This is a genomic window from Paraburkholderia sp. J7, from assembly GCF_905220155.1.
Classification (GTDB): Bacteria; Pseudomonadota; Gammaproteobacteria; order Burkholderiales; family Burkholderiaceae; genus Paraburkholderia.
Genome location: NZ_CAJMYZ010000005.1, coordinates 197,214 through 221,173, shown reverse-complemented (window position 1 = coordinate 221,173; position 23,960 = coordinate 197,214). Strand labels below are relative to the sequence as shown.

Here is a 23,960-nt window from a genome sequence, read left to right as displayed (position 1 = left end):
CGCCCCCGGCCGGTTCAGGCCGACAATCCGCCCAGCTTGACGAACAGGTGCTCAGGCCCGGAATTGGTCAGATTGTTACCCCGCACATACTGGACCGGCCTTGCCGGATCGAGCGCAATAGCGCCAATCTTGCGGGCCAGAGCCTTCGTCGCGATCAACGTCTCCAGCTTGGCGAGTGGCGCGCCAAGGCATTTGTGCATGCCGTTGCCGAAACCCAGGTGGCCGCTGGAATCGCGGTCGATGTCGAACGTCTCGCCCTCGGGAAATTTGCGGCTGTCGCGATTCGCAGCCGACAGCAGCAGTCGCACCACCGCGCCCTTGGGCAGATCAATCCCCGCGACGGTGGTCGCCTCGGTGGTGATGCGGCTTACGCGCTGGACGGTACCGCGGTAGCGGGCCACCTCCTCGACGAAGCGGTCCGCGTCGGCGGGGTTTTCGCGGATACGTCCCAGCAGATGCGGCTGTTCGGCGAGCATGCGAAAAGCGTTGGCGACAAGGATAGTCGTCGTGTCGTGCCCGGCGATGAAGACGAAGGCGCACAGCTCCTTCGCTTCTTTTTCCGAAAGCAGACCGTCCTTCCACATGCGCGCGATATGCCCGCCAATCGACTGGCTGTCGGTGAGAGCGAGCCGCTCCATCACTTCCTTCAGGTATGCGAAGAAAGCCTGCGCGCTCTGCTCGTCGGTGCCGGTACCCGGCGCATTCCGGGCGAGGCGGCCGAAGTAGCTAAAGGTCTCGTCCGACCAGAACTTCATCTTCTCCTCATCCTCGTTCGGCACGTCGATCATCGTGGAGATGGTCGAGATGCTGAGCGGGATGGCGAAATCGTTGACGACATCACCGCCGCCTTTGGCGATCATCGCATCGAGCAGGTCCTCCGCCCTTTGCGCGATCTGCTCGATAAAGGGATCGAGCGCCAGCGGCAGGAACGACGGTTGAACGACCTTGCGCAAGCGCGAATGGTCGGGCGCATCGAACAGCGTCAGGAACGTCAGCGGCGGCGGGCTGACGACCTCGGAGGAAAACAGCTTCGGGTTGCGGATTGCCTGATAGACGTCGTCATAGCGCGAGAGGAACCACACGTCCGAAGTCGCCGACTGGCAACGCAGCACCGGCGCATGCTCGCGCATCCAGCGGTAATGCTCGTAAGGGTCGCCTTGCGAGCCGTCGTCGACCACCTTGAATGGCTCCAGCGCCTCGGGCCAGTCCAGTTCGTGTGAATAGGCCGGAAGGGTCTTCGCCGTGAACGGGCAAACCTGCGGCGCGCTCTGTGGCATAGCCAACGGGGCCAAGGGGGGCGCTGCGACCTTGGGCGCCGTCTTGCCCAGCGCCATACGCTCCAGCGCCCGGCTCATCGTGGCCTTGGAATGGAGCGCATGCAGCGCGATCACGTCTCGCGCCTTGTTCAGGTCGCCAAGTTCGAAGGCGCCGACAATGTCCCGGTGCTGCTGGATGATGTCGCCGACGATCTCGATCTGGTCGGTCAGCGCGCGAGCAATATAGTCCTGCACGGCCAGTTGCCGGTAAAGCGCGATCAGTTGGGCGTTCCCGGAAGCCTCGATCGTGAACATGTGGAAGGCGTGGTTTGCGTCGATGTAGCGCGCCACATCGGTAAAGCGCTGTCCGGACACGAACGGCGCCGTCGCCTCGGCGAGTTGGCGGAAGTTGATCAACTGCTCGCTCGACAGCCGGCCCATGGTCAGCTGAGCCGCCCCCATTTCGAGCGCCATGCGCAGGTCGAAGGCTTCATCGACATCGACAGGTGCGATGCGCTCCTCGCCAGTCTGTACGACCAGGCCGGTGCCGGCGAACTTCTCGTAATAGAAGTTTCGCGGCGTCAGCCCTTCGACCGAGAGATAGTTGCGCACCGCGTCCACCATCGGCGGCGGACCACAGAGGTAGACATCCGCATCGCCGTCGTTGAGCTGGGAGGGGATGATGTGATGCGTGACATAGCCCTTGTTGGGATGGGCACTGTCGGGGTTGGCGACGGTGCAGGCATAGGTGAAGTTCGGCAGGCGCTGTGCATAGGTTTCGAGCCGGTCGATGCCAACCAGGTCCTCATCGGTGTTCACACCCAGGATCATGTGGACCGGATACGGGCTGCCGCCGTCCTCGACGATCTTGTCCAGCATCGAGAGGAACGGCGCGAGGCCCGTGCCACCCGCCAGAAACAGCACCGGGCGCTCGATGGGGCGCAGGTAGAAGCTTCCCATCGGGCCGCGAAACTCGATTGAATCCCCTGCTTTGGCGCTTTCACAGAGCCAGGTCGACATCGCCCCTTCACGCACGTTGCGCACAAGGAAGGACAAGTGCGGCTCGGACGGCCCCGAACTGAAGGAGTAGGACCGCGTCTGATCGGTTCCGGGCACGCGGATGTTGACGTACTGCCCAGGAAGGAAGCTGAGATCCGCGCGGTTTTCGAGTTCGACCGAGAAGGCGATCGTGCTGTCCGACGCTCGTTGGCAGGCGACGATCCGCCCCCTGTGGGAGGCCGGGCCGGTGCCGGAAACATCGGAGTTCGTGGCGATCTGGATCACGCAGTCGGAACGCGGGCTCATCTGGCAGGTGAGAACCTTGCGCTCGCTCGCCTCCTCGGGGCTAAGCGCATCTTCCACGCAGTCGCCCAGAACATACTCGCCGGACTCGCAAACCGCCTTGCAGCTGCCGCACACACCATCACGGCAATCGAGTGGAATATTGATCCTGGCGCGAATGGCGGCATCGGTGACGCGCTCACCCTCCTCGCACTCGATGAACCGGGTCACCCCGTCCTCGAAACGGAGTGTTATCTGATGGGCCATGGCGGTGTCTCCTCTAGAGCCACCCGGACATAGCGCTCCGCTGGCGGCATGTTCGGGCGGGGCAGCGCGCGAGGTGACCATGTTTCTCGCAAGCGCCCGGTGGGTTTAATGCCGCCAATTTAGAGCCTGTGCCGCGTTCCCCTCAATGGACAGAGACGACGTTCACCCGGACAAAACGTGCATCGTGATGGATGCCGGACGACCGTCAACGGAGGTCGGCCAGTTTTTGTGTAGCGATTCGAATTCGAGGTATTTGCGCCAGCAGGTGCGATCACCGACCAGTACGGATTCAGCGACCAGAAACCAGAGCGTGGGTTGGCTATTCGATTGGGATCGTATGCAATCGATAGCTACGCGGCCTTGTGATCCCGCTATTTGCCGTTCGCGTTGACGGCGGAAAAATGCAGGATTTGCCCGAGCGGACGCCCTGTCGAGAGTGCTTCTACAGGATTCCTGATTAAAATCCCCGCGTCGAGCGGGCCAATCAGCGTGCGGTGGCTAGCGTGAACCGGGCGCAGGGTTCGTGTTCGTGGAGCGCGCTCGCCGCCTCGATCGAGGCAGCGCCGCACTCTCATAGACCTGCTTATTTCTGCGCCGACCTGCCGCGCCCCTTGGCGACAGGTGCCTGAGCGGCTTCAGGAGCCGACGCCACGCTCCGTTTGAAAAGTCGCGAGCTGAGCGTGGCAGCCCCCATGTCCGAAGCGGCCTCCAGTAGATGCGGCGCGAGTTCCTTGAGCCGTGCTTCGGGCAAGCGGCTGCTCGGTCCCGCGAGACTTACGATTCCGACCACCTCCTGAGTCACGGGATTGCGCACCGCCGCCGCAATCGACGTCATGCCGGCCTCGTAGGTCTCAATGGCCATGCCGTAGCCACGTTGCCGCGCACCGTTCAGATCTTTCAGGAATTGCTGGATCGTCTTTGGCGCGCGCGGCATACTCTGCGCCTTCGGTCCAAGCCCGCCCTGCCTGGACACCAGTTCGATCGCGCGCTCGTCCGGCAGTGTGGCGAGCCACGCCTGACCGCTCGCGGTACAGTGCAACGGCGGGTTGCTGCCCATGTCGGGGTCGTAGCGCAAGCCCGACTTCGCGCCCTGCGCCTTGCCGACGAACGTGATGTGATCGTCCTCGACCACACCAAGCCGCGCCAATTCGCCCGAGGCCTCGGCCAGCCGGTCGAGGACCGGCTGCGAGAGGTCGAACACGCCGCTCGTCGAGAGGTAGATGAGCCCCAGCGAAACGAGCTTCATGGCCAGCATGTACTCGCCATGCTCCTCATCCTGGCGCACGAAGCCTTCGTCGATCAGCATCGACAGAAGACGGTGGGTGCCGCTGCGGGGGATATCCAGCGTGTCCGCAATGGCGGCGAGTTGCATGCGGCCCCCGTTCTTCGCCAACAGTTCGAGCACAGCGAGCGCACGCTCAAGATTCCCTGCCATATCGTTTTCTCATCCGTATCGTGGTAGCCAAATGAGAACACAATTCCACACTGGAATTCAAGCTGAATCGCATGAGCGTGCTAATGGTCAATGCCCGCGCTCACGCTCACCGCCGCGAACGTGCCTCGATGGCGCGCCCCCTTGAGCAGCACCGCGAGGCCGCCCACCGCCGCCGGCACCGCCAGCGCCGTGAAGACCGCGCCGAAGCTCCAGTTCGCATGCAGCATGGCGGCGCCCACCATTGCTCCCGCGATCCCGCCAAAGCGGCCCACACCGAGCATCCAGCTCGTGCCGGTCGCGCGCATTTCGGTGGGGTACGAACCGGCCGCGAGCGCGCAAAAGCCCGTGTTCGAGCCGTTCATGCAGTAGCCCATGCCGAATGCGAGCACGCAGATGATGCTGAACGGGTGCGCCGACGCGCCCATATACCAGGCGAGCACGCCGCCAGCGAGCACGGTTGCGCCGAGCGCGCGATGCGGATTGAAACGGTCCATCTGCCAGCCGATCGAGACCGATCCCACGGTGCCACCCGCCTGGAACAGCGCGCCGACGACGGCGGCTTCGGCGAGCGAGAAGCCGAGACCGCGAATCAGCGTGGGCAGCCAGTTGCCGAGCAGGTAGACCGTGAGCAGCCCCGCGAAATAGCAGATCCACAGCATGACCGTGCCAAACGCATGTTCGCGAGAGAGAATCGCCCGCACCGGGCTGCGCTGTGCCTGTGCCGGTTCGTGCGAGACAAAGCGCGTGTGCCCGTCGGCCGAACCCGGCTTCAAGCGGTTGAGCACGCTGACGAGGCGCGCGCGGCGGCTTTCCTTGAGCGCCAGATAGCGTGCAGACTCGGGCAGCCATTTGATCAGCACAGGCACGTACACGACCGGCAGCACGCCGCCGAGCAGCAACACCGAAGGCCAGCCCCACTGCGCGATCAGCCATGCGCTCACGAAACCGCCGCCAGCAGCGCCGAACGTGAAGCCGCAAAATACCGCCGTCACCATGAGCGCGCGGCGGCGCGGCGGTGCGTATTCAGCCATGAGCGTCGCGGCGTTCGGCATCGACGCACCAAGGCCGATGCCCGTGAGAAACCGCAGCACGGTCAGTGACGGCACGTTCACCGCGAACGCCGAAGCGAGACTCCAGACGCCGAAGAAGAGCACGGCAACCGTCATCACCGTCTTGCGGCCAAACCGGTCCGACATCGGCCCGGCGGCCAGCGCGCCGAACGCGAGACCGAGCAGGCCTGCGCTCATCACGGGCCCGAGTGCATCGCGCGGGATCGCCCATGCGCTGGAGAGCGACGGCGCGATGAAGCCGATCATGACCGTATCGAGGCCATCGAGCATCACGATCATCATGCACAGCAGCAGCACGAGCCATTGAAAGCGCCCGACCGGCTGTTCATCGAGAAACTGCTGGACGTCCAGCGCGCGCGCGGTCTTGCCTAAGAAGTGTTGCTGCGTGGCCCGCTGGGCCGATTGCGAGAAAGCCATGTCTGTCTCCGTGTCATGTTCTTCTTGTTATTCCGTTGCGATAAGCAGGCCCGGACGGCGCTTCTATTGGCCGCCTGACCGGGCTACTCGATGCGAACGCGCCACGCGCGCTCAGGTCGTCGCGCGCGCCTCGTCGAGCACCGCGAGCGTCGCCTGGCGCAATCGCCGCGCGCGATCCACGGCGCGTGTCGTCTTCGCCCAGTGTTCCGCCGGCACTTCGACGCTCACAGGCAAGTGGTCCGGCAGCGCGCGCAGCAGCCCGACGAGGTCGAGGCCACCCTCGCCCGGAATCATCCGCTCGCAGCGCGCCTGGAACAGCAGCGTGTCGAGGTCGGTGGGACGCTCGGCCGGGGCGTCGCAGAACTGCACGTAGCCGAAGTACTCGCGCGGCAGTGCGCGCAGTGCTTCAAGCGACGAGCGCGCGCGGTCGAAGTGGATCGGGTCGATGATGAGACCGGTGTTGCGGCGCCCGCTCGCCTTCACGATGCGCGCGCCGGCTGTCATGTCCTTCACATCCGTCCACGGCATCGGCTCCAGCGACGGCGAGAGGCCAAGCGGCGCCGCGAGGTCGCAAAGCCGGCCCAGCCTTTCGACGGTGCGTGCTTCGTCCGGGTCATTGCCCGCCACGAGCACGTAGCGCGCTCCCAGCTCCGCGGCCGTTTCAAGCATCGGCTTGTAGCTGTTCACATCGGTGTCGGGCTTCAGGCGCAGGATCTCGACGTCGAGCACGCGCATGCCCGTATCCTTCAGCACTGCCAGGGTCTCGCGCTTGAGCGGCGTGTCGCCAACGATCTCGTGGCGCACCTCGTGGTCGGTTGCGGGCAGCAGGCGCAGGCCCACGTAGTCGTAGCCCGCGTCGGCAGCGCACTGCACCATATGCGGCGGGCTCAGCTCGAGCACGGTCAACGCCGAAAGCGACAACTCGCGCGGTTGAGGCTTGATCATGACGTCTCCCTGGTTAGCGCAGCGGTGAGAACGGCGCCGGCACGCAGATGGTCGATTCCATCGTCGTGAGATGCGCGGGGCCGCCCTTGGGCGGCCAGATGCCGTCCTTCACCGCTTCGGCGCGAATGCGCGAACGCTCGTCCACGCTCGCATACGGCCAGATGTTGAGAAAGCGCGGCACATCGCCGTCGAGCGAGTACATCGCGCCCACCAGCGGCGAGCGCTTCGTGCGTTCCGGCACTGCCTGCTCCCACACGTCGATCGTGTGCTGCAGGCTGCCGAGCTTCGTGCCGTACACGCGCATCTCGTAGATGCCGCCATGCACGGCCGGTTCGACGGGCGGCAGGAACGGGAAGAGCGCATAGCTTTCTGTCTTCACGTCGTCGACGAATTCGCCCACGCCAAACGGATTGCCTTCCAGCAGCATGCGCTTGCGCTCGGACACGAGCGCCGTCTCCGACTCGTAACCGCGCAGCACCAGCACCTTGCCGAGCGCGCCGATATCGGAGTACCAGCAGCCAAGCAGCTTGCCGCCCTGCGGATCGCCGCTGGCCTTGATGCCTTCGAAAACCTGCGCGTTCGCGCCGATCTTCACGGTGAGCGTCACTACGTCATACAGTGTCATTGCATTGTCCTTGAGGATGAGTGGTGTTTGATCCAGAATCCGATGCGCGCGCAACGATCTGCGGCGTCCCGGCAAGCGACAGTCCGGCGAGATAGCCAAAGGTCATCGCCGGGCCGAGCGTGATGCCGCCGCTCGGATAACAGCCGCCCATCATGCTGGCGCTGTCATTGCCAACGGCGTAGAGGCCGTCGATCGCGCGGCCGCCGCGGTCGAGCACGCGCGCCTGCGCATCCGTGGCGAGGCCCGCAAACGTGCCCAGGCTCCCCGGCAGCAGTTTCACCGCGTAATACGGGCCGCTTTCGATCGGCGCGAGGCACGGGTTCGGCTCGTGCGCGGCGTCGCCCTGCACGCGGTTGTAGGGCGTCGAGCCCTTGTGGAACTGCGGGTCGAAGCCCTGCTTCGCGTACTGGTTATAGGTCGCAACCGTCTCGGAGAGCGCGTTCGCGTCGATGCCGCATTGCGCCGCCAGTTGCGCGAGCGTCGCAGCGCGTTTCAGGTAGCCGGAGCGGCAATACGGGCCAACCGGAAACGGGAACGGCTTGGAGAAACCCAGCCCGTAGCGGCGCTGGAAGCGGTGATCGCAGACGAGCCACGCGCACACTTCCTCACCGGCCGGCGTCGTGTCGAGCAGCGCCCCGATAAAATCGTGGTACGACGAGGCCTCGTTCACGAAGCGCTTACCCGTGCGCGTGACCGCGATCACGCCGGGCTTGGCGCGCTCGATCAGATGGGGAAAGGCCACATTCTTCAAGCCGTCATGCGCGGGCACGATCGACACGGGCGCCCACGCGGCCGGGGCCTCCAGCGCGCCATCGAAATGCGCGCCGATCGATTCGCCAAGCCGGATGCCGTCGCCGCTATTGCTGCGCGGCGCCGCCGACCAGTGCTCGCGGCCCGAAGGCGTATAGGCAAAGGTTCGCGCGCGGCGCGCGACATCGTGCGGAAAGCCGCCGCACGCGAGCACCACGCCGCGCGCGGCTCGCACCTCGTGCACCACGCCGTCGATCTCTACACGCGCACCCGTCACGCGCGACGCCTCGCGCAGCAGTCCAATCGCCTTGGCGCGCGTGCGCAGGTCCACCTCGCGGTCGGCCGCCGACTTCAACAGCCGCGCGGCCAGCGCATTGCCGTTTACGAGATGCATCGAGCGCCCGTAGCGCAGCTTGTGCCAACCGAAGGCCGCGAGGCGGCGGCTCGCATAAAGCGCTGAGCGCAGCGAGCGCGTGGCGCGATAGAAGTGCGCGAGATCCTGCCCTGAACCTAGCGCCATGCCCTTGATCGTCGTGACTGAAAGCGGCTGGCGCAGCCTGTCGATCAGCGGACCGAGTTCGCGGCCGTCGAACGGCTTCGCGCACACGGAGCGGCCGCCCCTGCCCGCGCCCGGCGTGGTGTGGAAATCGGGGATGCGGTTGCCGTCAATGAAACGCACCGCCGTGTGGCGCTCGAAGAATTCGATCATTTCCGGCCCACGTTCGAGCAGCGCATCGACCTTGGCGGCGTCGTATTGCCCGCCCAGCTCGCTCCTCAGATAGGTACGCGGCGCCTCGATATCCTCGCGGATGCCGGCGCGCGTGGCGAGCGGATTGCGCGGAATCCACAGCCACCCGCCCGACCAGGCGGTCGTGCCGCCGAACACGTCCTCCTTTTCCGCGACGATCACGCGCAAGCCCTGTGCCGCCGCCGTCACCGCCGCCGAGAGCCCGCCCGCGCCGGAACCCAGCACCAGCACGTCGCAATCGAGTATCGGTTCACGCTTCATGTTCGGTATCGCCTTTCTTCCTGTGTCTCCAGAGACAACGCTGCGTCGTCTTTGTAGAATTACTTTTCGTTCTGGAATACTATTCCACAAAAGAAGGTTTAGCAAAGACTTTGTGACCTGACGAACGACATGGAGGCAAGACAATGAGGGTACTGATCACCGGCGGCAGCGGTTTTCTTGGGGCATGGATCATGAAGCGGCTGCTCGCGCGCGGCATGCAATGCGTGGCGTTCGACCTGCGCACGAACCCGCGGCTCATCGAGGCGCTGGCGCCCGGGCGCGCGGCTTCGGTGCAGTGGCGCACCGGCGATATCGCGAACGCGGCCGACACCGCGCGCGCACTCGAAGGCTGCGACGCCGTTATCCATCTCGCGGGCATCCTCACGCCCGGCTGCACGGAGAACCCGGTGCGCGGCGCGCAGATCAACCTGATCGGCACGCTCAACGTGTTCGAAGCCGCACGCGCCGCCGGCATGCGCCGTGTGCTCTACGCCAGCAGCGCTGGCGTGTTTGGGCCCGAGGACGGCGCCGCGCCATGGCCGCAAACGCACTACGGCGCATTCAAGCTCGCCTGCGAAGGTTCCGCGCGCGCGTACTGGCACGACCATGGCATCGCGAGCATTGGCTTCCGGCCGCTCGTGGTCTACGGCGCGGGCCGCGAATCGGGATCGAGCGCGGGGCCGAGCCTCGCCTGCCGGGCGGCCGCGCGCGGCGAGCGCTATACGATCCCGTTCAGCGGATCGACTGGGCTCGTGTTCGCCGACGATGTCGCAGCGGCCTATGAGGCTGCGCTGCTGAGTGAGTTCGAAGGCGCACATGCTTTCACGCTGGCCGGCGAGATGACACCGGTCGCCACGCTGATCGACAAGATCGAAGCGATCGTGCCGGGCGCGCGGATCGCCGCGAACGGGCCTGCCCTGCCCATCGCAACCGACTTTCCTCACGATCCCTCGCTCGCGCGCTTGCTGCCGGACCTGCAGCAAACTGCGCTCGAGCACGGACTAGGCGAAACCGTGGCGTTCTATCGCCACGGTCTTCAGGCATCCTGATCGACTAGCGGTTCGCCAGCTCGGCCAGCGCGGGCGCCACCGGCGTGCGCGCAACGGCCGCGCGGTGCACCGCGAGCGTGGCCGCCAGTGTGCGCGCGCCGTCGTCGGCGGCGCACACCGGTGCTTCCTCGCGCGCGATCACGGCCGCGAAGTGGCGCAACTGCTCGTAATACGGATCGCCCGTGTGCGGCGTGCTGCGCTCCACCGTCAACGGCTCGTGCCAGCCCTTGCCGCTGCGGTACTCCCACACGTCGAGCTGCGGCAGCGTGAGCGACGCGTCCGTGCCGATCAGGAAGTGCGTGTTCTCCTGCTGACGCGGGTAGTGCGCGGCCTCGCCCGCCGCGAGGTCCCAGTTCCAGGGCGCGGCGGCCGTGTCGGAAACGACGATCGTACCGAGCGCGCCGCTCGCGAAGCGCAGCAGCACGGCGGCCGTGTCCTCCACCGCGAAGCCGCGCACGGCACTCGAAGTCTGCGCCTGCACCTCGACGATCTCGCCGAGCAGGAAGCGCATGATGTCGATGTCGTGGATCAGGTTGATGAGCACAGGGCCGCCGCCCGCCTCGCGCCGCCACTGGACGTCGAAGTACGCATCGGGCTTGTAGAAGGTTGCGAGCGCATTGGCCGCAACCGGCTTGCCGAGGCGCCCTGAGCGCACGATCTCGTGCGCGCGGCGCAGGATCGGATTGTGGCGGCGATGATGTCCCACGAGCAGCGGCACGTTCGCCTCGCGCGCGGCGCGGTCCAGCCGCAGCGCGTCTTCCACGTGGTCGGCAACCGGCTTTTCGATCAGCGCCGGCACGCCGCGCGCCACGCAAGCGAGCCCGACCTCCACGTGCGTCGCATTCGGTGTCGCGACGATCGCGCCTTCGGGGCGCACTTCGTCGAGCATCGCTGCGTAGTCGGCGAACCAGCGCAGGCCTTCGGCGCGCGCGAACTGCTCGGCGGCGGGCGATGGATCCGCAATCGCCACCGCCTCGGCGTGCGGATGAAGCCGCGCGCGTTCCACATGCATCCTGCCGATCGCGCCCGCGCCGATCACCGCCAGACGTCTCCTTGCCATTGTCTTTCTCCTCCTTGCTTCCGTTGAACAAATTGACTCCAGGGCACCCCTACGGGTGAATACCCCGATACCCTGAAACGCCCTTTGATTGTTGAATACTATTCCAATTTAAACTAGAGTTCGACAAAACTTTTCGACACGGCGGTTTTGCGCGGCGTGGCGGCACAACGAAACAGACCCATCCAAACGGGACAGGAGCGGAGACACATGACGGAAAAGCACAACCAGGACAGCCCCCTTGCGGCCCTCGAAACGTCGGCGGCGGACGCGCCACAAAGCGCGGGACTCTCGCGGCGCGCGTGGCTCGCCACGGCGGGCAAGGCGCTCGCGAGCGGCGCGGCGGTGCTCGCGGCGCCCGCTTACGTGCGCGCGCAGGGCGAGCAGCCACTCAAGCTCGGCCTCTTGATGGCCAAGCAAGGCGTGTGGACCGAGCAGGGCGAAGTGATCGCCAACGGCGTAAAGCTCGCCCTCGACCAGGCGGGCAACCAGGCACGCGGGCGGCGCGTCGATCTCGTCTGGTACGACGAGCCGAACCCGCAGTCGGCGCAGCAGAACATGCAGAAACTCGTCGAGCAGGACAAGGCGATTGCGGTGATCGGCGGCACCAACAGCGGCACCTCGCTCGCCATGTCGTCGGTGGCGATGCGCACGAAAACGCCCTATATCGCGCCCAATGCCGCCGCGCGCGAACTGACCGGCAGCAGTTGCAATCCGTACACGTTCCGCGTGCTGAGCCCGACGCCCGTGACCTGCCGCGCGCTCGCACCATCGCTGCTCGCCATCGGCAAGAAGTGGCACTTCCTCGTGGCGAACTACGCGTACGGTCAGGACATTCAGCGCTCGATGTCGGATCTGCTCAAGCAGTCGGGCGGCACGATCGTGGGCGCCGACGTCACGCCGCTCAACACCACCGACTTCAGCTCGTTCATCCTCAAAATCCGCCAGTCCAAACCCGACGTCGTGTTGCTTGGCCTGCCGGGCGGCGACCTCTCCACCTTCCTCAAGCAGTACGCGGAAATGGGTATGAAAGGCCAGATTCCCGTGGCCTGCCCGATCATCGGCGACTCGGACCTCTGGTCGATCAACGTCGACGCCGCGACCGGCTACTACGGCAAACCCTGGCACTTCAGCTCGCCCGGCCATTCGCCCGAGGAACTGGCCTTCATCAAGCAGTACACGGCGACGTACGGCAAGCCGCCCGCTGACAAGGCATGGATTGGCTGGTTCACCACGCGAGCGTTGCTCAAGGCCGTGAACGACGCGAAGAGCACTTCGGGCGCGGACATCGTGCAGAGCCTCGAAACGGTGCAGGCAGGCGACAGCAGCGGCCCCGCGTACTTCCGGCCGTGGGATCACCAGCTACTGCGGCGCTGGACCGTGTTCAAGGTAAAGGACCACATCACCGACAAGTGGGACTGGCTCAACCAGGTCTCCGTCGTGCCGCAAAACACCGCCGACCTCGACCGGCTCTACGGCACGCGCCAGGAGATCGGCTGCACGATGGCCGCCCGCTGACCCCGCGCGCGATGCATCGCGCGCAGCAATCTGGAGTATGGGCATGGCAGAAATGGTGTTGTCCCAGGTCGTCAACGGACTGGTGCTGGGATTCCTCTATGTGTTGCTCGCAATGGGTCTGTCGATCATCTGCGGGCTGCTTGGCATCGTCAATTTCGCGCACGGCGCGCTGTTCGCGCTGGGCGCGTATTTCGCCATCGCGCTTTCCACGCAGTTCGGCTGGGGCGCCGTCGTCCTCGCGCCCGTGCTCGTGGCGGCCGTGGGTGTGCTGATCGAAGTGGTGTTCATTCGCAGGCTCTACGGCAAGGAGCCGCTTTTGAGCCTGATCGTCACCTTCGCGCTCTCGCTGCTCATCACGGCGCTCACGCGCCTTATCTGGGGCGCGGGCGGCCTGCCGTTCAGCCCTCCCGCTGCGCTCAGCGGCTTTCTCGTCTACGGGCCGCTGCTCATCACGAAGTACCGCCTTTTCGTGCTGGCCGCGACGGTCGCGATTCTCGTCGCGCTCTGGGCGTTCATGAAGTACACGCCCTACGGCCGCGTTCTGCGCGCAGGCAGCCGCGACCCCGAAATGGTAGGACTCCTCGGCATCAATCTGCCGTGCGTGCTCACCGGCGCATTCGCGCTCGGCGCGCTGCTGGCCGGCGCCGCCGGCTTGCTCGCCGCGCCGCTTCTTACCGTCACGCCGGGCATGGCAACCGCCGCGGTCATGCCGGCCTTCGTGATCGTGACCATCGGCGGGCTCGGCTCGTTTGCGGGCGCCGTGGTCGCGGGGCTGCTGGTGGGCGTCGTGACGGCGCTGGCCGTGCAGTTCTTTCCCGAAGGCTCGTCGGTTGCGATGTACGTGCTGATGGCCATCGTCCTTCTCGTGCGCCCTCGCGGGCTTTTCGGTGAACGCTGGGAGCGCTTCGAATGAAACTCGCTGATCTGACCCGGCACCCCGTTGCGGTGCTGACCTTCTGCCTGATCGTCGTCTCGCTCGCGCTCACCGCAAGCGGTACGCCGCTCGAACGCGCGACGCAAATCGCCATCTACACGCTCTATGGCATGGGCGTGAACCTGCTGGTCGCCTATACGGGGCTCGTGCCGTTCGGCGCTTCGGTGTTCTTCGGCACGTCCACGTATCTCGTGGCGGTGTCGTTGCAGCGCTTCATCGGCAACGAAATGGTGGCGCTCGCCGCGAGCGTGATCGTGACAGCCGCGATGGCCGCGCTGATCGGCGCGGTGGTGCTGCGCCGGCGCGGCCTCTACTTCTCGCTGCTCACGCTCGCGTGCTCGCAAATCGCCTTCGAGATCGCATTCAAGTGGACCGACGTGACCGGCGGCGAAAACGGCCTGCAAAACGTGCCGCGCCCGACCTTTTCGACGACGGTGGGCTTCCATGTGTTTGCCTGCGTGACGGTAATCGCCGTGGCCTGGGCGCTCTGGCGTCTCGTGCACGCGCCGTTCGGGCGCGCGCTCCAGGCGCTGCGCGACAACGAGCAACGCGCTGCGAGCCTCGGCTACGACACCTACCGGCTCAAGCTCCAGGCGTTCGTGATCTCGTCGGCGGTGATCGGCTATGCAGGCGGCCTGTTGTGCCTGATGCTGCAAGGCGCCTACGCGAACAACCTGAGCTGGGAGCACGCGGGCGACAGCCTGCTGATGACCGTGCTGGGCGGCGTGCACCAGTTCCTCGGTCCGCTGTGGGGCGCGATTGCGTTCATCCTGCTCGAAGACAAGCTCAGCAGCCTCACCGAGCACTGGTGGCTGATCTTCGCGCCGATCATCATCGCGTTTGCGTTCTTCTCGCCCGAAGGCATTCAGGGTCTCGTGCAACGCCTGTTGCGTCGGCCACGCTGGACGCTCGTGCGCAACACGATTCCTTCGCGCCCCGAGATCATCGCGCCGTATCGCGCAAACCGCGTGGACGCCGATCCCGCAAAGCCCGTGCTGAGCGTGCGCGGGCTCTCGAAGCGCTTCGGCTCGCTCGTGACCGCCGAGAAGATCGACCTCGACGTGTACCCGTACCGCCTGCACAGCTTCATCGGCCCGAACGGCGCGGGCAAGACCACCTTCTTCAACATGCTCACCGGCGTGCTGTGGCCGAGCGCGGGCACGATCACCTTCGACGGCCAGGACGTGACGAAGCTCGCCATGTTCCGCCGCGTGCGCCTGGGCATGAGCCGCTCGTTCCAGATCCTCAGCGTGTTTCGCAACCTCACGGTGTTCGAGAACGTGCGTGTGGCGGTGCAGGCCGCGCAGCGCGAGCGCGTTGGCCTGTGGCACGACGCTCATACGCTCGACCAGCAGAACGCGCGCACGTGGTCACTGCTCGCCACAGTCGGCCTCGCCGATCGCGCGGCACACGCCTGCGAAAGCCTCTCGCACGGCGAGCAGCGCCTGCTCGAAATCGCGCTCTCGCTCGCTACCGAAGCCCGGCTGCTGCTGCTAGACGAGCCGCTCGCCGGACTTGCCGAAGCCGATCGGGCCCGCGTGGCAAGCATCATCCGTGAACTCGCGAACCATCACGCCGTGCTGCTGATCGAGCACGACATCGATCGTGTTCTCACCATCTCGGATCGCGTGAGCGTGCTGCACCGAGGCCGCCTGATCGCGGACGGCTCGCCTGCCGACGTCGCTCGGCACCCCGAAGTGATCGAGGCCTACATGGGCCATGCCAAAGGGCAGCGGCCCGTCGATGCACGCCTCGCCGCGCGCGGCGGCGAGCAGCGGCCAGGCGCGGTGGGCGCCGCGCCGCGCGCGCTGCTGCGTCTCGAAGGCGTAAAAGCGGGCTACGCGGGCAACACGATCCTCGACGGCGTCGACCTCACGCTCAACGAAGGCGAAGTCGTGGCGATTCTCGGCCGCAACGGCGTGGGCAAGACCACGACGCTGCGCGCCGCGACTGGCGTCGCCCACGTCACGGCGGGCCGCATCACCTTCGACGGCCACGACATCACCGGCCGCGCCGCGCATGAGATCAACCGGCTCGGCCTCGCGATGGTGCCGGAGGGCCGCCGCCTCTTTCCCAATCTCACGGTGAGCGAGAACCTGCGGCTCGCCGCGCGCAGGGGCGGCGCGAGCGTCGAGGAGATGTTCGCGCTGTTCCCGCGCCTCGCCACGCGCCGCGACGCACGCGCCGAGCATCTTTCGGGCGGCGAACGGCAGATGGTGGCCATCGCGCGCGCGCTCATGGCGCCCGCGAAAGCGATCCTGCTCGATGAGCCGTTCGAAGGACTCGCGCCCGCCGTCGTGCAGGAAGTGCTCGACGCCGTGGTGAAGCTGCGCGAGCGCGCGAGCGTCGTGATCGTCGAGCATCAGGCAGACATCGTGCTGCCCATCGCCGATCGCGCCTACGTGCTCGTCAACGGCCGCGTCGCTTACGAAAGCAGCGCGAGCGCACTGGAGCAGGACGCGCTCACGCAAGCAAGACTGCTGGGCATCATGCACGACGATGCCGGCACAACCCAGGAGATGAAATCAGCATGACTTCCCACTCTTCCACGCCCGTTCAGAACGTTGCGGCCACACCGATTTCGCTCGACGAAGGCCTGAGCGGCGCCACGCGCGTCTACTTCATCGTGGGCGATCCGATCGCGCAGGTACGCTCGCCCAAAGGCGTGACGGCGGCGCTGCGCGAAGCGGGCCGCGACGCGCTCGTGGTGCCCGCGCATGTCGCGCCGGCCGATCTCGCGGCATTCTTTGCGGGCGTGGCGCCCATGCGCAATGTCGACGGCGTCATCATCACCGTGCCGCACAAGTTCAGCGCCGCGGGATTCTGCACGAGCCTCTCCGAAGAAGCCGCGTTTCTCGGCGCGGCGAACACGCTGCGCCGCACGGCGGACGGCGGCTGGCACGGCGGCATGTTCGACGGCACCGGCTTCGTCGCCGCGCTCGCCGATGAAGGCTGCGACCTGCGCGGCAAACGCGCGTTGCTCGTGGGCGCGGGCGGCGCCGGTTCGGCTATCGCCCAGGCACTCGTCAACGCGGGCGTCGCCTCGCTCGACGTGCGCGACAACGACAGCGTGCGCGCGGGCTCGCTCGTCGAGCGGCTCGCGGCGCTCGGGCGTGGCGCGGTGCGCGTGGCCGCCGCCGACGTCGCCGCAGAAGCGTTCGACGTGGTCGTGAACGCGTCGCCCATGGGCATGCGCCCCGAAGACCCGTTGCCTATCGATGTCTCGCGCCTGCCCGCCAGCACCTTCGTTGGCGATGTCGTCACGAAGCCGCCGCTCACGCCCTTCATCGAGGCGTCTCGCGCTCGCGGCTGCAAGACGGTGACGGGCACGCAAATGTTCGCGCGCGTGTGCGACCGCATGGTGGAATTCCTTCTGGATTCCCAGGCATGATCACGGGCTCGCGGACTGCGGTCGTGACCGGCGGCGCGGGCGGCATCGGGCGTGCCATTGCGGCGCGCCTGCAACGCGACGGCCACCGCGTGGCGCTCTGGGATCTCGACGGCGACGCGGCTGCGCAAGTCGCCGCCACCCTGCCCGAAGGCATATCCATGGGCGTGCGCGTGGATGTCACCGACGAAACCTCCGTCGCGGCAGCGATGCATGCAACGCTCGCGCGCTTCGGCGCGCTGCATGTGCTCGTGAACAGCGCCGGCGCAACGGGGCCGGTCGCGAACGTGGCCGACTGCGACCTCGCGGCCTGGCAGCGCTGCATCGACGTGAATCTGCGCAGCGTATTCCTCTGCTCGCGCGCGGCCGTGCAGCCGATGCGCGACGCCGGATTCGGGCGCATCGTGAACCTCGCTTCAATCGCGGGCAAGGAAGGCAATCCGCAGATGTCGGCGTATTCGGCGGCAAAGGCAGGCGTGATCGCCTTCACCAAATCCATGGGCAAAGAGCTGGCGCTCACACCGATTCGCGTGAACTGCATCGCGCCCGCCGTGATCGAGACGGCGTTGCTCGCGCAGATGACACCGGATGCACTCGGCGCAAGCCTCGCAAAAATCCCGATGCAGCGCGCGGGAACTGCGGACGAAGCGGCAAACCTCGTGGCCTGGCTCGCCTCCGACCAATGCTCGTTCTCGAGCGGCGCCACCTTCGACCTTTCTGGAGGCCGCGCCACCTACTGACTCGCTTCTCGCCCTCCTCCACGCGCAACCCGGTGACCGTTGGCGTGGGCATTGTGCACCGGGTTTAAAGGGCGCAATCCGGCGTCGGCGTCATTTTATTGAATCATGTTCTACTTTTTAAATAACTGGAATATGATTCCACTATCATCAAAGACATCGTTCGCCTTCCGCGCCCTTCGAGGGGTGCGCGGCGAAACAGCATGGAGGAGGCACGGACATGAATGCGGCAGGGCAACAAGATTGGGACGAGGAAGTCGATCTGCTGATATTCGGCGCGGGCGCGGCGGGCATGACGGCGGCGCTCGTGGCGGACCATGAGAAGTTGAAGGTCCTGCTTTGCGAAAAGACCGGCATGGTGGGCGGCATCACGTCCACATCGGGCGGCACCACGTGGGTGCCGGGCACGAAGCTGAGCGTAGAAGCAGGCGTGCCCGATAGCGTCGACGACGCGCGGCGCTTCCTCGAGTCGGTGGTCGGCGCACGCGGCGGCGACGAAGCGCGCGAGGCCTTTCTGCAAAGCGGCCCGCAAGCCATCGACGAACTGGCCCGCATCAGCGACGTCAAGTTCGTGGCCGCCGCCGCCCACCCCGACTACGTGAGCGGCCCCGGCGCGGCCTATGGCGGCCGCGCGCTCGTGCCCGCGCCGTTCGACGCGCGCGTGCTCGGCCAGGCCTTCGCGCGCGTGCGGCCGCCGCGCAAGGAGTTCATGGGACTCGGCGGCATGATGGTCGCGCGCAGCGATCTGAGCGCGCTGCTAGCGCCGTTCGCATCGCTCGCCAACTTCCGGCGCACCCTCGCGGTCCTGGGCCGCTATGCGATGGACCGGCTGCGTTACCCGCGCGGCACGCAACTCGTCATGGGCAACGCACTCGCCGCACGGCTCTACTACAGCCTGCGCAAACGCGACATCGAGGTCTGCTTCGACACGCCGCTCGTCGAACTCGTACGCGAGAACGGCCGCGTGACAGGCGCGATCGTCGCCACGCCCGGCGGCAGCAGGCGCATAGGTGCACGGCGCGGTGTGGTACTCGCCACGGGCGGCATCACGCGCCACTCAACGTTGCGCAATCAGCTCTTTCCCGCCGGCGCGCGCGGCCTTTCGCTCTCGCCGCTAACGCACACCGGCGACGGCGTGGACCGCGCCCGGCATATTGGCGCGAATATCGAGGACGGCGGCGACAGCCCCGGCCTCTGGATGCCCTGCTCGATCCAGCGTGCACGCAACGGCCATGCGGACGACGACAGCGTGTGGCCGCACATCATCCTCGACCGCGCAAAGCCGGGGCTCATTGCGGTGAACGGCCGGGGCGAGCGCTTCGTGAACGAATCGGACTCGTATCACGACTTCGTGATGGGTATGCTGCGCGACGCGCAGAAGAACGGTGCCACCGGACCGCGCGTGCCCGCGCACCTGATCGTCGATGCGGCGTTCATCCACGAATATGGCCTCGGCTTGCTGATGCCGGGCCGCAGCGCGGGGCGTATTGCCGGCTTCGAGCGCTCAGGCTATCTGGTGAAGGGCAATACGCTTGCCGAACTGGCTGCGAAACTCCAGGTCGATGCGGCCGGCCTCGCGCGCACGGTCGAAAGCTACAACCGCGCCGCCGCCGAAGGCAAGGACCCCGCATTCGAGCGCGGTGCCAGTCCGATGAACCGCTTCAATGGCGACGCGCGCCAGCAGCCCAATCCGTGCATCCGGCCCATCGGCGCCGGGCCGTATTACGCCGTCACCGTCTGGCCGGCCGATCTCGCGTGCAGTGCGGGCTTGAGCGGCAACGCGAACGGCGAAGTGCTCGATCAGGCGGGCCGCGTGATTCCTGGCCTCTTCGCCTGCGGCAACGATCTCGCGTCGATCTTTCGCGGCACGTATCCCGGCCCTGGCACGACGCTCGGGCCGGCGATCGTGTTCGGCTGGCGTATCGCGAAGCATGTCGCGCGCGGCGGCGCGGCGCACGAAACACGCGGCGCACAAGCGGTCAAGGCGTGCGCCTGAAGCGGAGAACAACATTCATGCAACGGATCGTCAATCGACATCAATTGAACATGCCGAAGCTCGGGCTCGGCACCTGGCCCATGCTCGGCGACGAATGCACGCGCGCGGTGGCCCAGGCGCTCGAGCTTGGGTATCGCCATATCGATACCGCTGCCGCGTACAGCAATGAAGCCGCGGTTGGCGCAGCGATCGCGCAATCGCCTGTTCCGCGTGAGCAGATTCACGTGACGAGCAAGGTGTGGTGGGACCAGCTGAGTCCGGTGAAGATGCGGGCCTCGTTTGAAAACACGTTGCGTGCACTACGTTCCGATTACATCGATCTGTTCATGATTCATTGGCCCACGCAGGACTGGGATCTGGCGCGCACGATCGAAACACTCGTGTCGTTCAAGGAAGATGGCCGCGCGCGAGCGATCGGCGTCGCAAACTTTCCGCTCGCATTGGTGCGCGAGGTGGTGGAAGTCATGCAGGCACCGCTGGCCGCCATGCAGGTCGAGTATCACGTCGCGCTGAGCCAGGCGAAGCTGCTCGACTTTGCCGGCGAGCACGACATGGCGCTCATTGCCTATAGCCCGCTCGCCCGCAACAAGGTTTCGGAAATGCCGGAAATCCTGCGGATTGCCGACAAGCACGGCGTGCAACCCACCCAGGTCGCGCTAAAGTGGCTGATCGATCAAGAGAATGTCGCCGCGGTGCCCAAGGCGAGCGGCAGGGCCAATCAGTTCGCGAACCAGGCCGCGCTGAACGTGTCGCTGGACGACGACGATTACGCGGCCATCAGTCGCATCGCGAAGAATCTGCGTCTCGTGAGTCCAGTATTCGCGCCCCAATGGGACGATGCTGCGTAGCGTCGCGCTAGACCGCGCGACTCTCCCAGACTCTCGCAGGCCTCGGCGTGAAGCCGTGCCGGCCCGTCAGGCCAGCGCCATGACCTTCCTGAAAGCGGTGTCGAGCATCTGCACCGGGTCGCGCGCCATGTCCATCGCACGCCACGCGATGAAGTGGTCTGGACGCACGAGCACCGCGCCGCCGGGCCCGAACTCGCGATTCCGCAGCCATTCGCACCGGAAATCGAAGCGGTCGCCCTCGTGCACGCCGACCGTGAATGCTTCGAGCACGACACCGTATTTCGCGGCTAGCCGGTAGGCTGCCTCGCACCAGGCCTGGCCCGCTTCCCCAGCAATCAGCAGGAACCGGCCCCGGCCGACTACTTCGTTGATCGAGTAGCGGCCACGCATATCCTCGAGCCACACGTGCGGTAGCGAATGGCCGGGCTTCGTGCTGGCGCGGAAGTCGCCATCGCGATCGAGCGGCACCGGCGCCGGAATCTCGTCGGGCACCAGCGCACCCTGTGCATAGGTGTAGCCGAAGTTGAAATTCAAGTGGTTGTACGTGGACAGCGCAATCGAGATGCCAGCGGTCGCGCGATGACGGGCGGCGTCGCCCTCGGGACCCTCCGCCCACTGCAGCCGCAGATTGCGCCAATTCTCCTCAGGCGACTGCTTTGGCGAAAAACCGAACGAGGCCGCGATGCGCCAGGCGTTCTGCCAGTTTTCGTAGGCCGAATCGACGGTTGCCCGGGCCACCGGCTTACGCTCCGCCTCGTAGGTATCGAGCAGTGCATCGCCGGCACGGCCCTGGAGCACCGCGGCGATTTTCCAGCACAGGTTGTAGCTGTCCTGCACCGCCGTGTTCAAGCCGTGGGCGCCCGCCGGCGGCATACGATGCGCGGCGTCGCCGAGGATGAAGGCGTGCCCGGCACGAAAGCGCGCCGCGACCACGGCATTGAGCGGCCAGCGCGTGATCTGGTGGACCTGAACGTCGAGCTTCTCGATGCCGAGCGTGCTGCGCAGCTTTGCGACCGCCGCGGTATCGTCATCCAGCTTGTGATCGCCGGGCGCGGCGATCATGTTGAAGACCCACTCGCGTGACTGTGAGCCCCAGGCCTGCGGCCCCATCGGCACCAGCACGCCCGGTTCGCCGGTGTCGGGGTTAAGGATAGTGCGATTCAGCACGTCGTTGCTGTGCACGGCGCCAGCCGTCTGCGAGAGATCGGCGCTGAAATGCACTGAGATCGTGGTGGCCACCGCAGCCTGCCCCTCCATCTCGACGCCCAGCTGCGCGCCCACGCTCTGCCCGCCGTCGCAGGCCAGCAGATAGCGCGCACGAACCTCGTAAGGCTCGCCGGACTCACGATCGACGATGGTCGCGACGACGCCATCATCCGCCTCCCTGAAGAAGCGGAACTCATGGTAGAAGTGCACGGCATCGGGCGCCAGTGCCTCGGCGCGGGCGCGTAGAAGCGGTTCGAGCCGCGCCTGCGGCAGATTTGCATAGCCCTGGTCACTCACGGCGCGCCAGGCCAGATCCTCGCGGCCGCGGCCGAACGCGCCGAGCCGCGCGAGCTCGCGACCATGATCGGGGCTCGCCCCGGACAGTCCCGCATACCAGCCGACGTAGCGCATGTTCTCCTCGGGGCACGACTGCTCGCGGATCGCTGCCTCGACGCCAAGCTCACGGTAGATCTCCATGGTCTTGATCGACAGCAGATGCGCTTTCGGCAACGGCGAAGTCTGCTTGTACTTGCTGACCAACAGGCTTTTCACGCCATAGGTCGAGAGCAGCATCGATGCGGTTAGACCCGTCGCTCCGCCGCCTACAATCAGCACATCAGTCTGCTTCATCTCCATTCCTCTTTTCATTCAGATATCCAGATCATTGGCGTATCGCCGGCACTGGCCTGGATGCTTCCGGAAGCAGCAGCAGGCTCAGATAGCGTTCGAGTTCGCCGAAAAAGCGCGGCTCGTCGTATTCCTCGTGGAGCCACATGTCGAGTGCACCAGTAAAATAAACGTGGGCGAACCTCGCCAGCTCTTCGACATGCGCATCGGACCTCAGTTGGCCCTGCTCACCGAGCAGGGCCGCAACGCCTCGCCAGTATTCGAGGCCACGCGCCATGAAGGCCGTGTGATGCAGCGGATCGGGCACGCCGAGCAGATGCCGCATCAACGGGCGATAAAACTCGGGGTCCCCGGCGAACTGGCGCACCGCGAAGCGCGCTGCGGCCTTCACCAGCGACTGCGGGTTCCTCTGTCCACTCAGGCGTGCCCGTACGTCGCTGATCGCGTCAGCACGCACGTTCAACAGTGCGTAGAGCACAGTCGATTTCGGGCCGATCAGGTTGTAGGTGGTGGCCAGGCTCAATCCGGCGGCATCAGCCAGGGCCTGCATCGAAAAATCAGTACTGGCCCTGGCCCGGATCAGAGCCTCTGCCGCGGCGAGAATCGCCTCGCGCCTCTGGCGCTTGGCGCTTTCGCGTTGGGTTTCAGACCAGTCGATCATTTCGCATGCCTAATTTTCAACATAACCTTGAAAGAAGCATTCTGTTCACGGGCTCGTAGAAATTTATAAGCCGCTATATATTTTTGCAAGACGGCAAGCGCAACGGATTTCCGGCAACTGGACAGAACCTTGCATATCATCAGGGTTCGGCGGTATTGAATTGCCGCCTACGTCGCGGCGGCACCGTATAAAATCGAGGTTCTTTCGATCAGATCATCCAGCAAGGTCAAGCGTGGCAGCTACTCCTTACCCAGGCACCGTATCGAGAGGCCGTGGCCGACCGGCCACGACCTCTCCCGAGGAGCGGCGCGAACAGATACTGAAAGTCGCAGAGCAACTGTTCAGGCAGTCGGGCTATGTGGCCACGAGCATGGCGGATATCGCGCGCCATGGCGGCATGTCGAAGCGGACCATCTACGAGGCCTTCGCGACCAAGGAGGAACTGTTCCGCGCGCTGGTGACCGACGTGGAATACTTTCCGGAGCACAAATGCGTGATCGATCCGGCCAGTCAACCGCAGGCCATCATCGAAGCCGCGCTGACCGAAATGGCGCATTACGTGCTCAGCGAGCGGCATATCCTGGTGAGCCGGCTCGTAATCGCCGAATCGGAACTGTCGCCGGCAATTCGCAAGCACTACTATGAGCAGGGCATCGACCGCTGCAAGCGCTTTCTGGTCTCGCAGATCGGTGAGTTGCTCAGACAGGCGCGCATCGAGGCCGTCGATGCGGACCGCACTGCGGACATGCTGTTCGGCGCGGTGATCGCCACGCACCTGATCGCGGCCATCAACTACCGGCAGGCGCCCGATTTTGCCGAGGTGACCAGAAAGATCCGCGAAGCGGTGGCGCGCTTCATCATCCCGGCCTGAAATGCATGAGCGG

18 protein-coding genes are annotated in these 23,960 nt (G+C 65.8%); 9 read left to right on the top strand and 9 right to left on the bottom strand.

The window, feature by feature from the left end:
* Positions 1-14: 14 nt before the first annotated feature.
* From benC to U5A58_RS10365, 6 genes are all read right to left on the bottom strand, one after another.
* Positions 15-2,804, bottom strand: coding sequence for a benzoate 1,2-dioxygenase electron transfer component BenC (gene benC, locus U5A58_RS10390; protein WP_321961387.1), 2,790 nt, complete (start codon positions 2,802-2,804; stop codon positions 15-17).
* A gap of 583 nt (positions 2,805-3,387) precedes the next feature.
* Positions 3,388-4,239, bottom strand: a complete 852-nt coding sequence (locus tag U5A58_RS10385; protein ID WP_321961386.1) for an IclR family transcriptional regulator — start codon at positions 4,237-4,239, stop codon at positions 3,388-3,390.
* Between the two features lie 80 nt (positions 4,240-4,319).
* Entirely contained in the window at positions 4,320-5,726 is a 1,407-nt protein-coding gene (locus tag U5A58_RS10380) for an MFS transporter (RefSeq protein ID WP_321961385.1), read from the bottom strand.
* Between the two features lie 111 nt (positions 5,727-5,837).
* Positions 5,838-6,671 (bottom strand): sugar phosphate isomerase/epimerase, encoded by an 834-nt coding sequence (locus U5A58_RS10375; RefSeq protein WP_321961384.1) that lies wholly within the window; start codon positions 6,669-6,671, stop codon positions 5,838-5,840.
* A gap of 13 nt (positions 6,672-6,684) precedes the next feature.
* Positions 6,685-7,296: an NIPSNAP family protein gene (locus tag U5A58_RS10370; RefSeq protein ID WP_321961383.1), complete on the bottom strand. Its 612-nt coding sequence runs from the start codon at positions 7,294-7,296 to the stop codon at positions 6,685-6,687.
* Positions 7,283-9,055 carry an FAD-dependent oxidoreductase gene (locus U5A58_RS10365; RefSeq protein WP_321961382.1) on the bottom strand — a complete coding sequence of 591 codons (1,773 nt, stop codon included), beginning with the start codon at positions 9,053-9,055 and terminating at the stop codon, positions 7,283-7,285. Before U5A58_RS10365 ends, U5A58_RS10370 begins: the two co-directional genes overlap by 14 nt.
* Positions 9,056-9,198: 143 nt before the next feature.
* On the opposite strand from U5A58_RS10365, the gene U5A58_RS10360 reads away from it, so the two are divergent.
* Positions 9,199-10,104, top strand: a complete 906-nt coding sequence (locus tag U5A58_RS10360; RefSeq protein WP_321961381.1) for an NAD(P)-dependent oxidoreductase — start codon at positions 9,199-9,201, stop codon at positions 10,102-10,104.
* Positions 10,105-10,108: 4 nt separating this feature from the next.
* Here the strand turns inward: U5A58_RS10360 and U5A58_RS10355 are convergent, their stop codons facing one another.
* A complete protein-coding gene (locus U5A58_RS10355; protein WP_321961380.1) occupies positions 10,109-11,164 on the bottom strand; it encodes a Gfo/Idh/MocA family oxidoreductase in 1,056 nt (351 codons plus the stop codon).
* Positions 11,165-11,371: 207 nt separating this feature from the next.
* On the opposite strand from U5A58_RS10355, the gene U5A58_RS10350 reads away from it, so the two are divergent.
* The 7 genes from U5A58_RS10350 (at position 11,372) to U5A58_RS10320 (ending at position 20,582) form a co-directional block, all read left to right on the top strand.
* Positions 11,372-12,679, top strand: a complete 1,308-nt coding sequence (locus U5A58_RS10350; protein WP_321961379.1) for an ABC transporter substrate-binding protein — start codon at positions 11,372-11,374, stop codon at positions 12,677-12,679.
* A gap of 43 nt (positions 12,680-12,722) precedes the next feature.
* Positions 12,723-13,592: a branched-chain amino acid ABC transporter permease gene (locus U5A58_RS10345; protein WP_321961378.1), complete on the top strand. Its 870-nt coding sequence runs from the start codon at positions 12,723-12,725 to the stop codon at positions 13,590-13,592.
* Entirely contained in the window at positions 13,589-16,147 is a 2,559-nt protein-coding gene (locus U5A58_RS10340; RefSeq protein WP_321961377.1) for a branched-chain amino acid ABC transporter ATP-binding protein/permease, read from the top strand. The genes U5A58_RS10345 and U5A58_RS10340 overlap by 4 nt, the downstream gene beginning before the upstream one ends.
* Positions 16,144-17,004 (top strand): shikimate dehydrogenase family protein, encoded by an 861-nt coding sequence (locus tag U5A58_RS10335; RefSeq protein ID WP_321961376.1) that lies wholly within the window; start codon positions 16,144-16,146, stop codon positions 17,002-17,004. The genes U5A58_RS10340 and U5A58_RS10335 overlap by 4 nt, the downstream gene beginning before the upstream one ends.
* Positions 17,001-17,741 (top strand): SDR family NAD(P)-dependent oxidoreductase, encoded by a 741-nt coding sequence (locus tag U5A58_RS10330; protein WP_321961375.1) that lies wholly within the window; start codon positions 17,001-17,003, stop codon positions 17,739-17,741. Before U5A58_RS10335 ends, U5A58_RS10330 begins: the two co-directional genes overlap by 4 nt.
* Positions 17,742-17,958: 217 nt before the next feature.
* Entirely contained in the window at positions 17,959-19,734 is a 1,776-nt protein-coding gene (locus U5A58_RS10325; RefSeq protein WP_321961374.1) for an FAD-binding protein, read from the top strand.
* 17 nt (positions 19,735-19,751) lie between these two features.
* Positions 19,752-20,582, top strand: a complete 831-nt coding sequence (locus U5A58_RS10320) for an aldo/keto reductase (RefSeq protein ID WP_321961373.1) — start codon at positions 19,752-19,754, stop codon at positions 20,580-20,582.
* 66 nt (positions 20,583-20,648) lie between these two features.
* On the opposite strand, the gene U5A58_RS10315 is transcribed toward U5A58_RS10320, so the two are convergent.
* Entirely contained in the window at positions 20,649-22,424 is a 1,776-nt protein-coding gene (locus U5A58_RS10315; RefSeq protein WP_321961372.1) for an FAD-dependent monooxygenase, read from the bottom strand.
* A 25-nt stretch (positions 22,425-22,449) separates the two neighbouring features.
* On the bottom strand, positions 22,450-23,076 hold the full coding sequence (locus tag U5A58_RS10310; RefSeq protein ID WP_321961371.1) for a hypothetical protein: 627 nt from the start codon (positions 23,074-23,076) through the stop codon (positions 22,450-22,452).
* Positions 23,077-23,308: 232 nt separating this feature from the next.
* Between U5A58_RS10310 and U5A58_RS10305 the strand changes: the two genes are divergently transcribed.
* Positions 23,309-23,947: a TetR/AcrR family transcriptional regulator gene (locus U5A58_RS10305; protein ID WP_321961370.1), complete on the top strand. Its 639-nt coding sequence runs from the start codon at positions 23,309-23,311 to the stop codon at positions 23,945-23,947.
* Positions 23,948-23,960 lie beyond the last annotated feature (13 nt).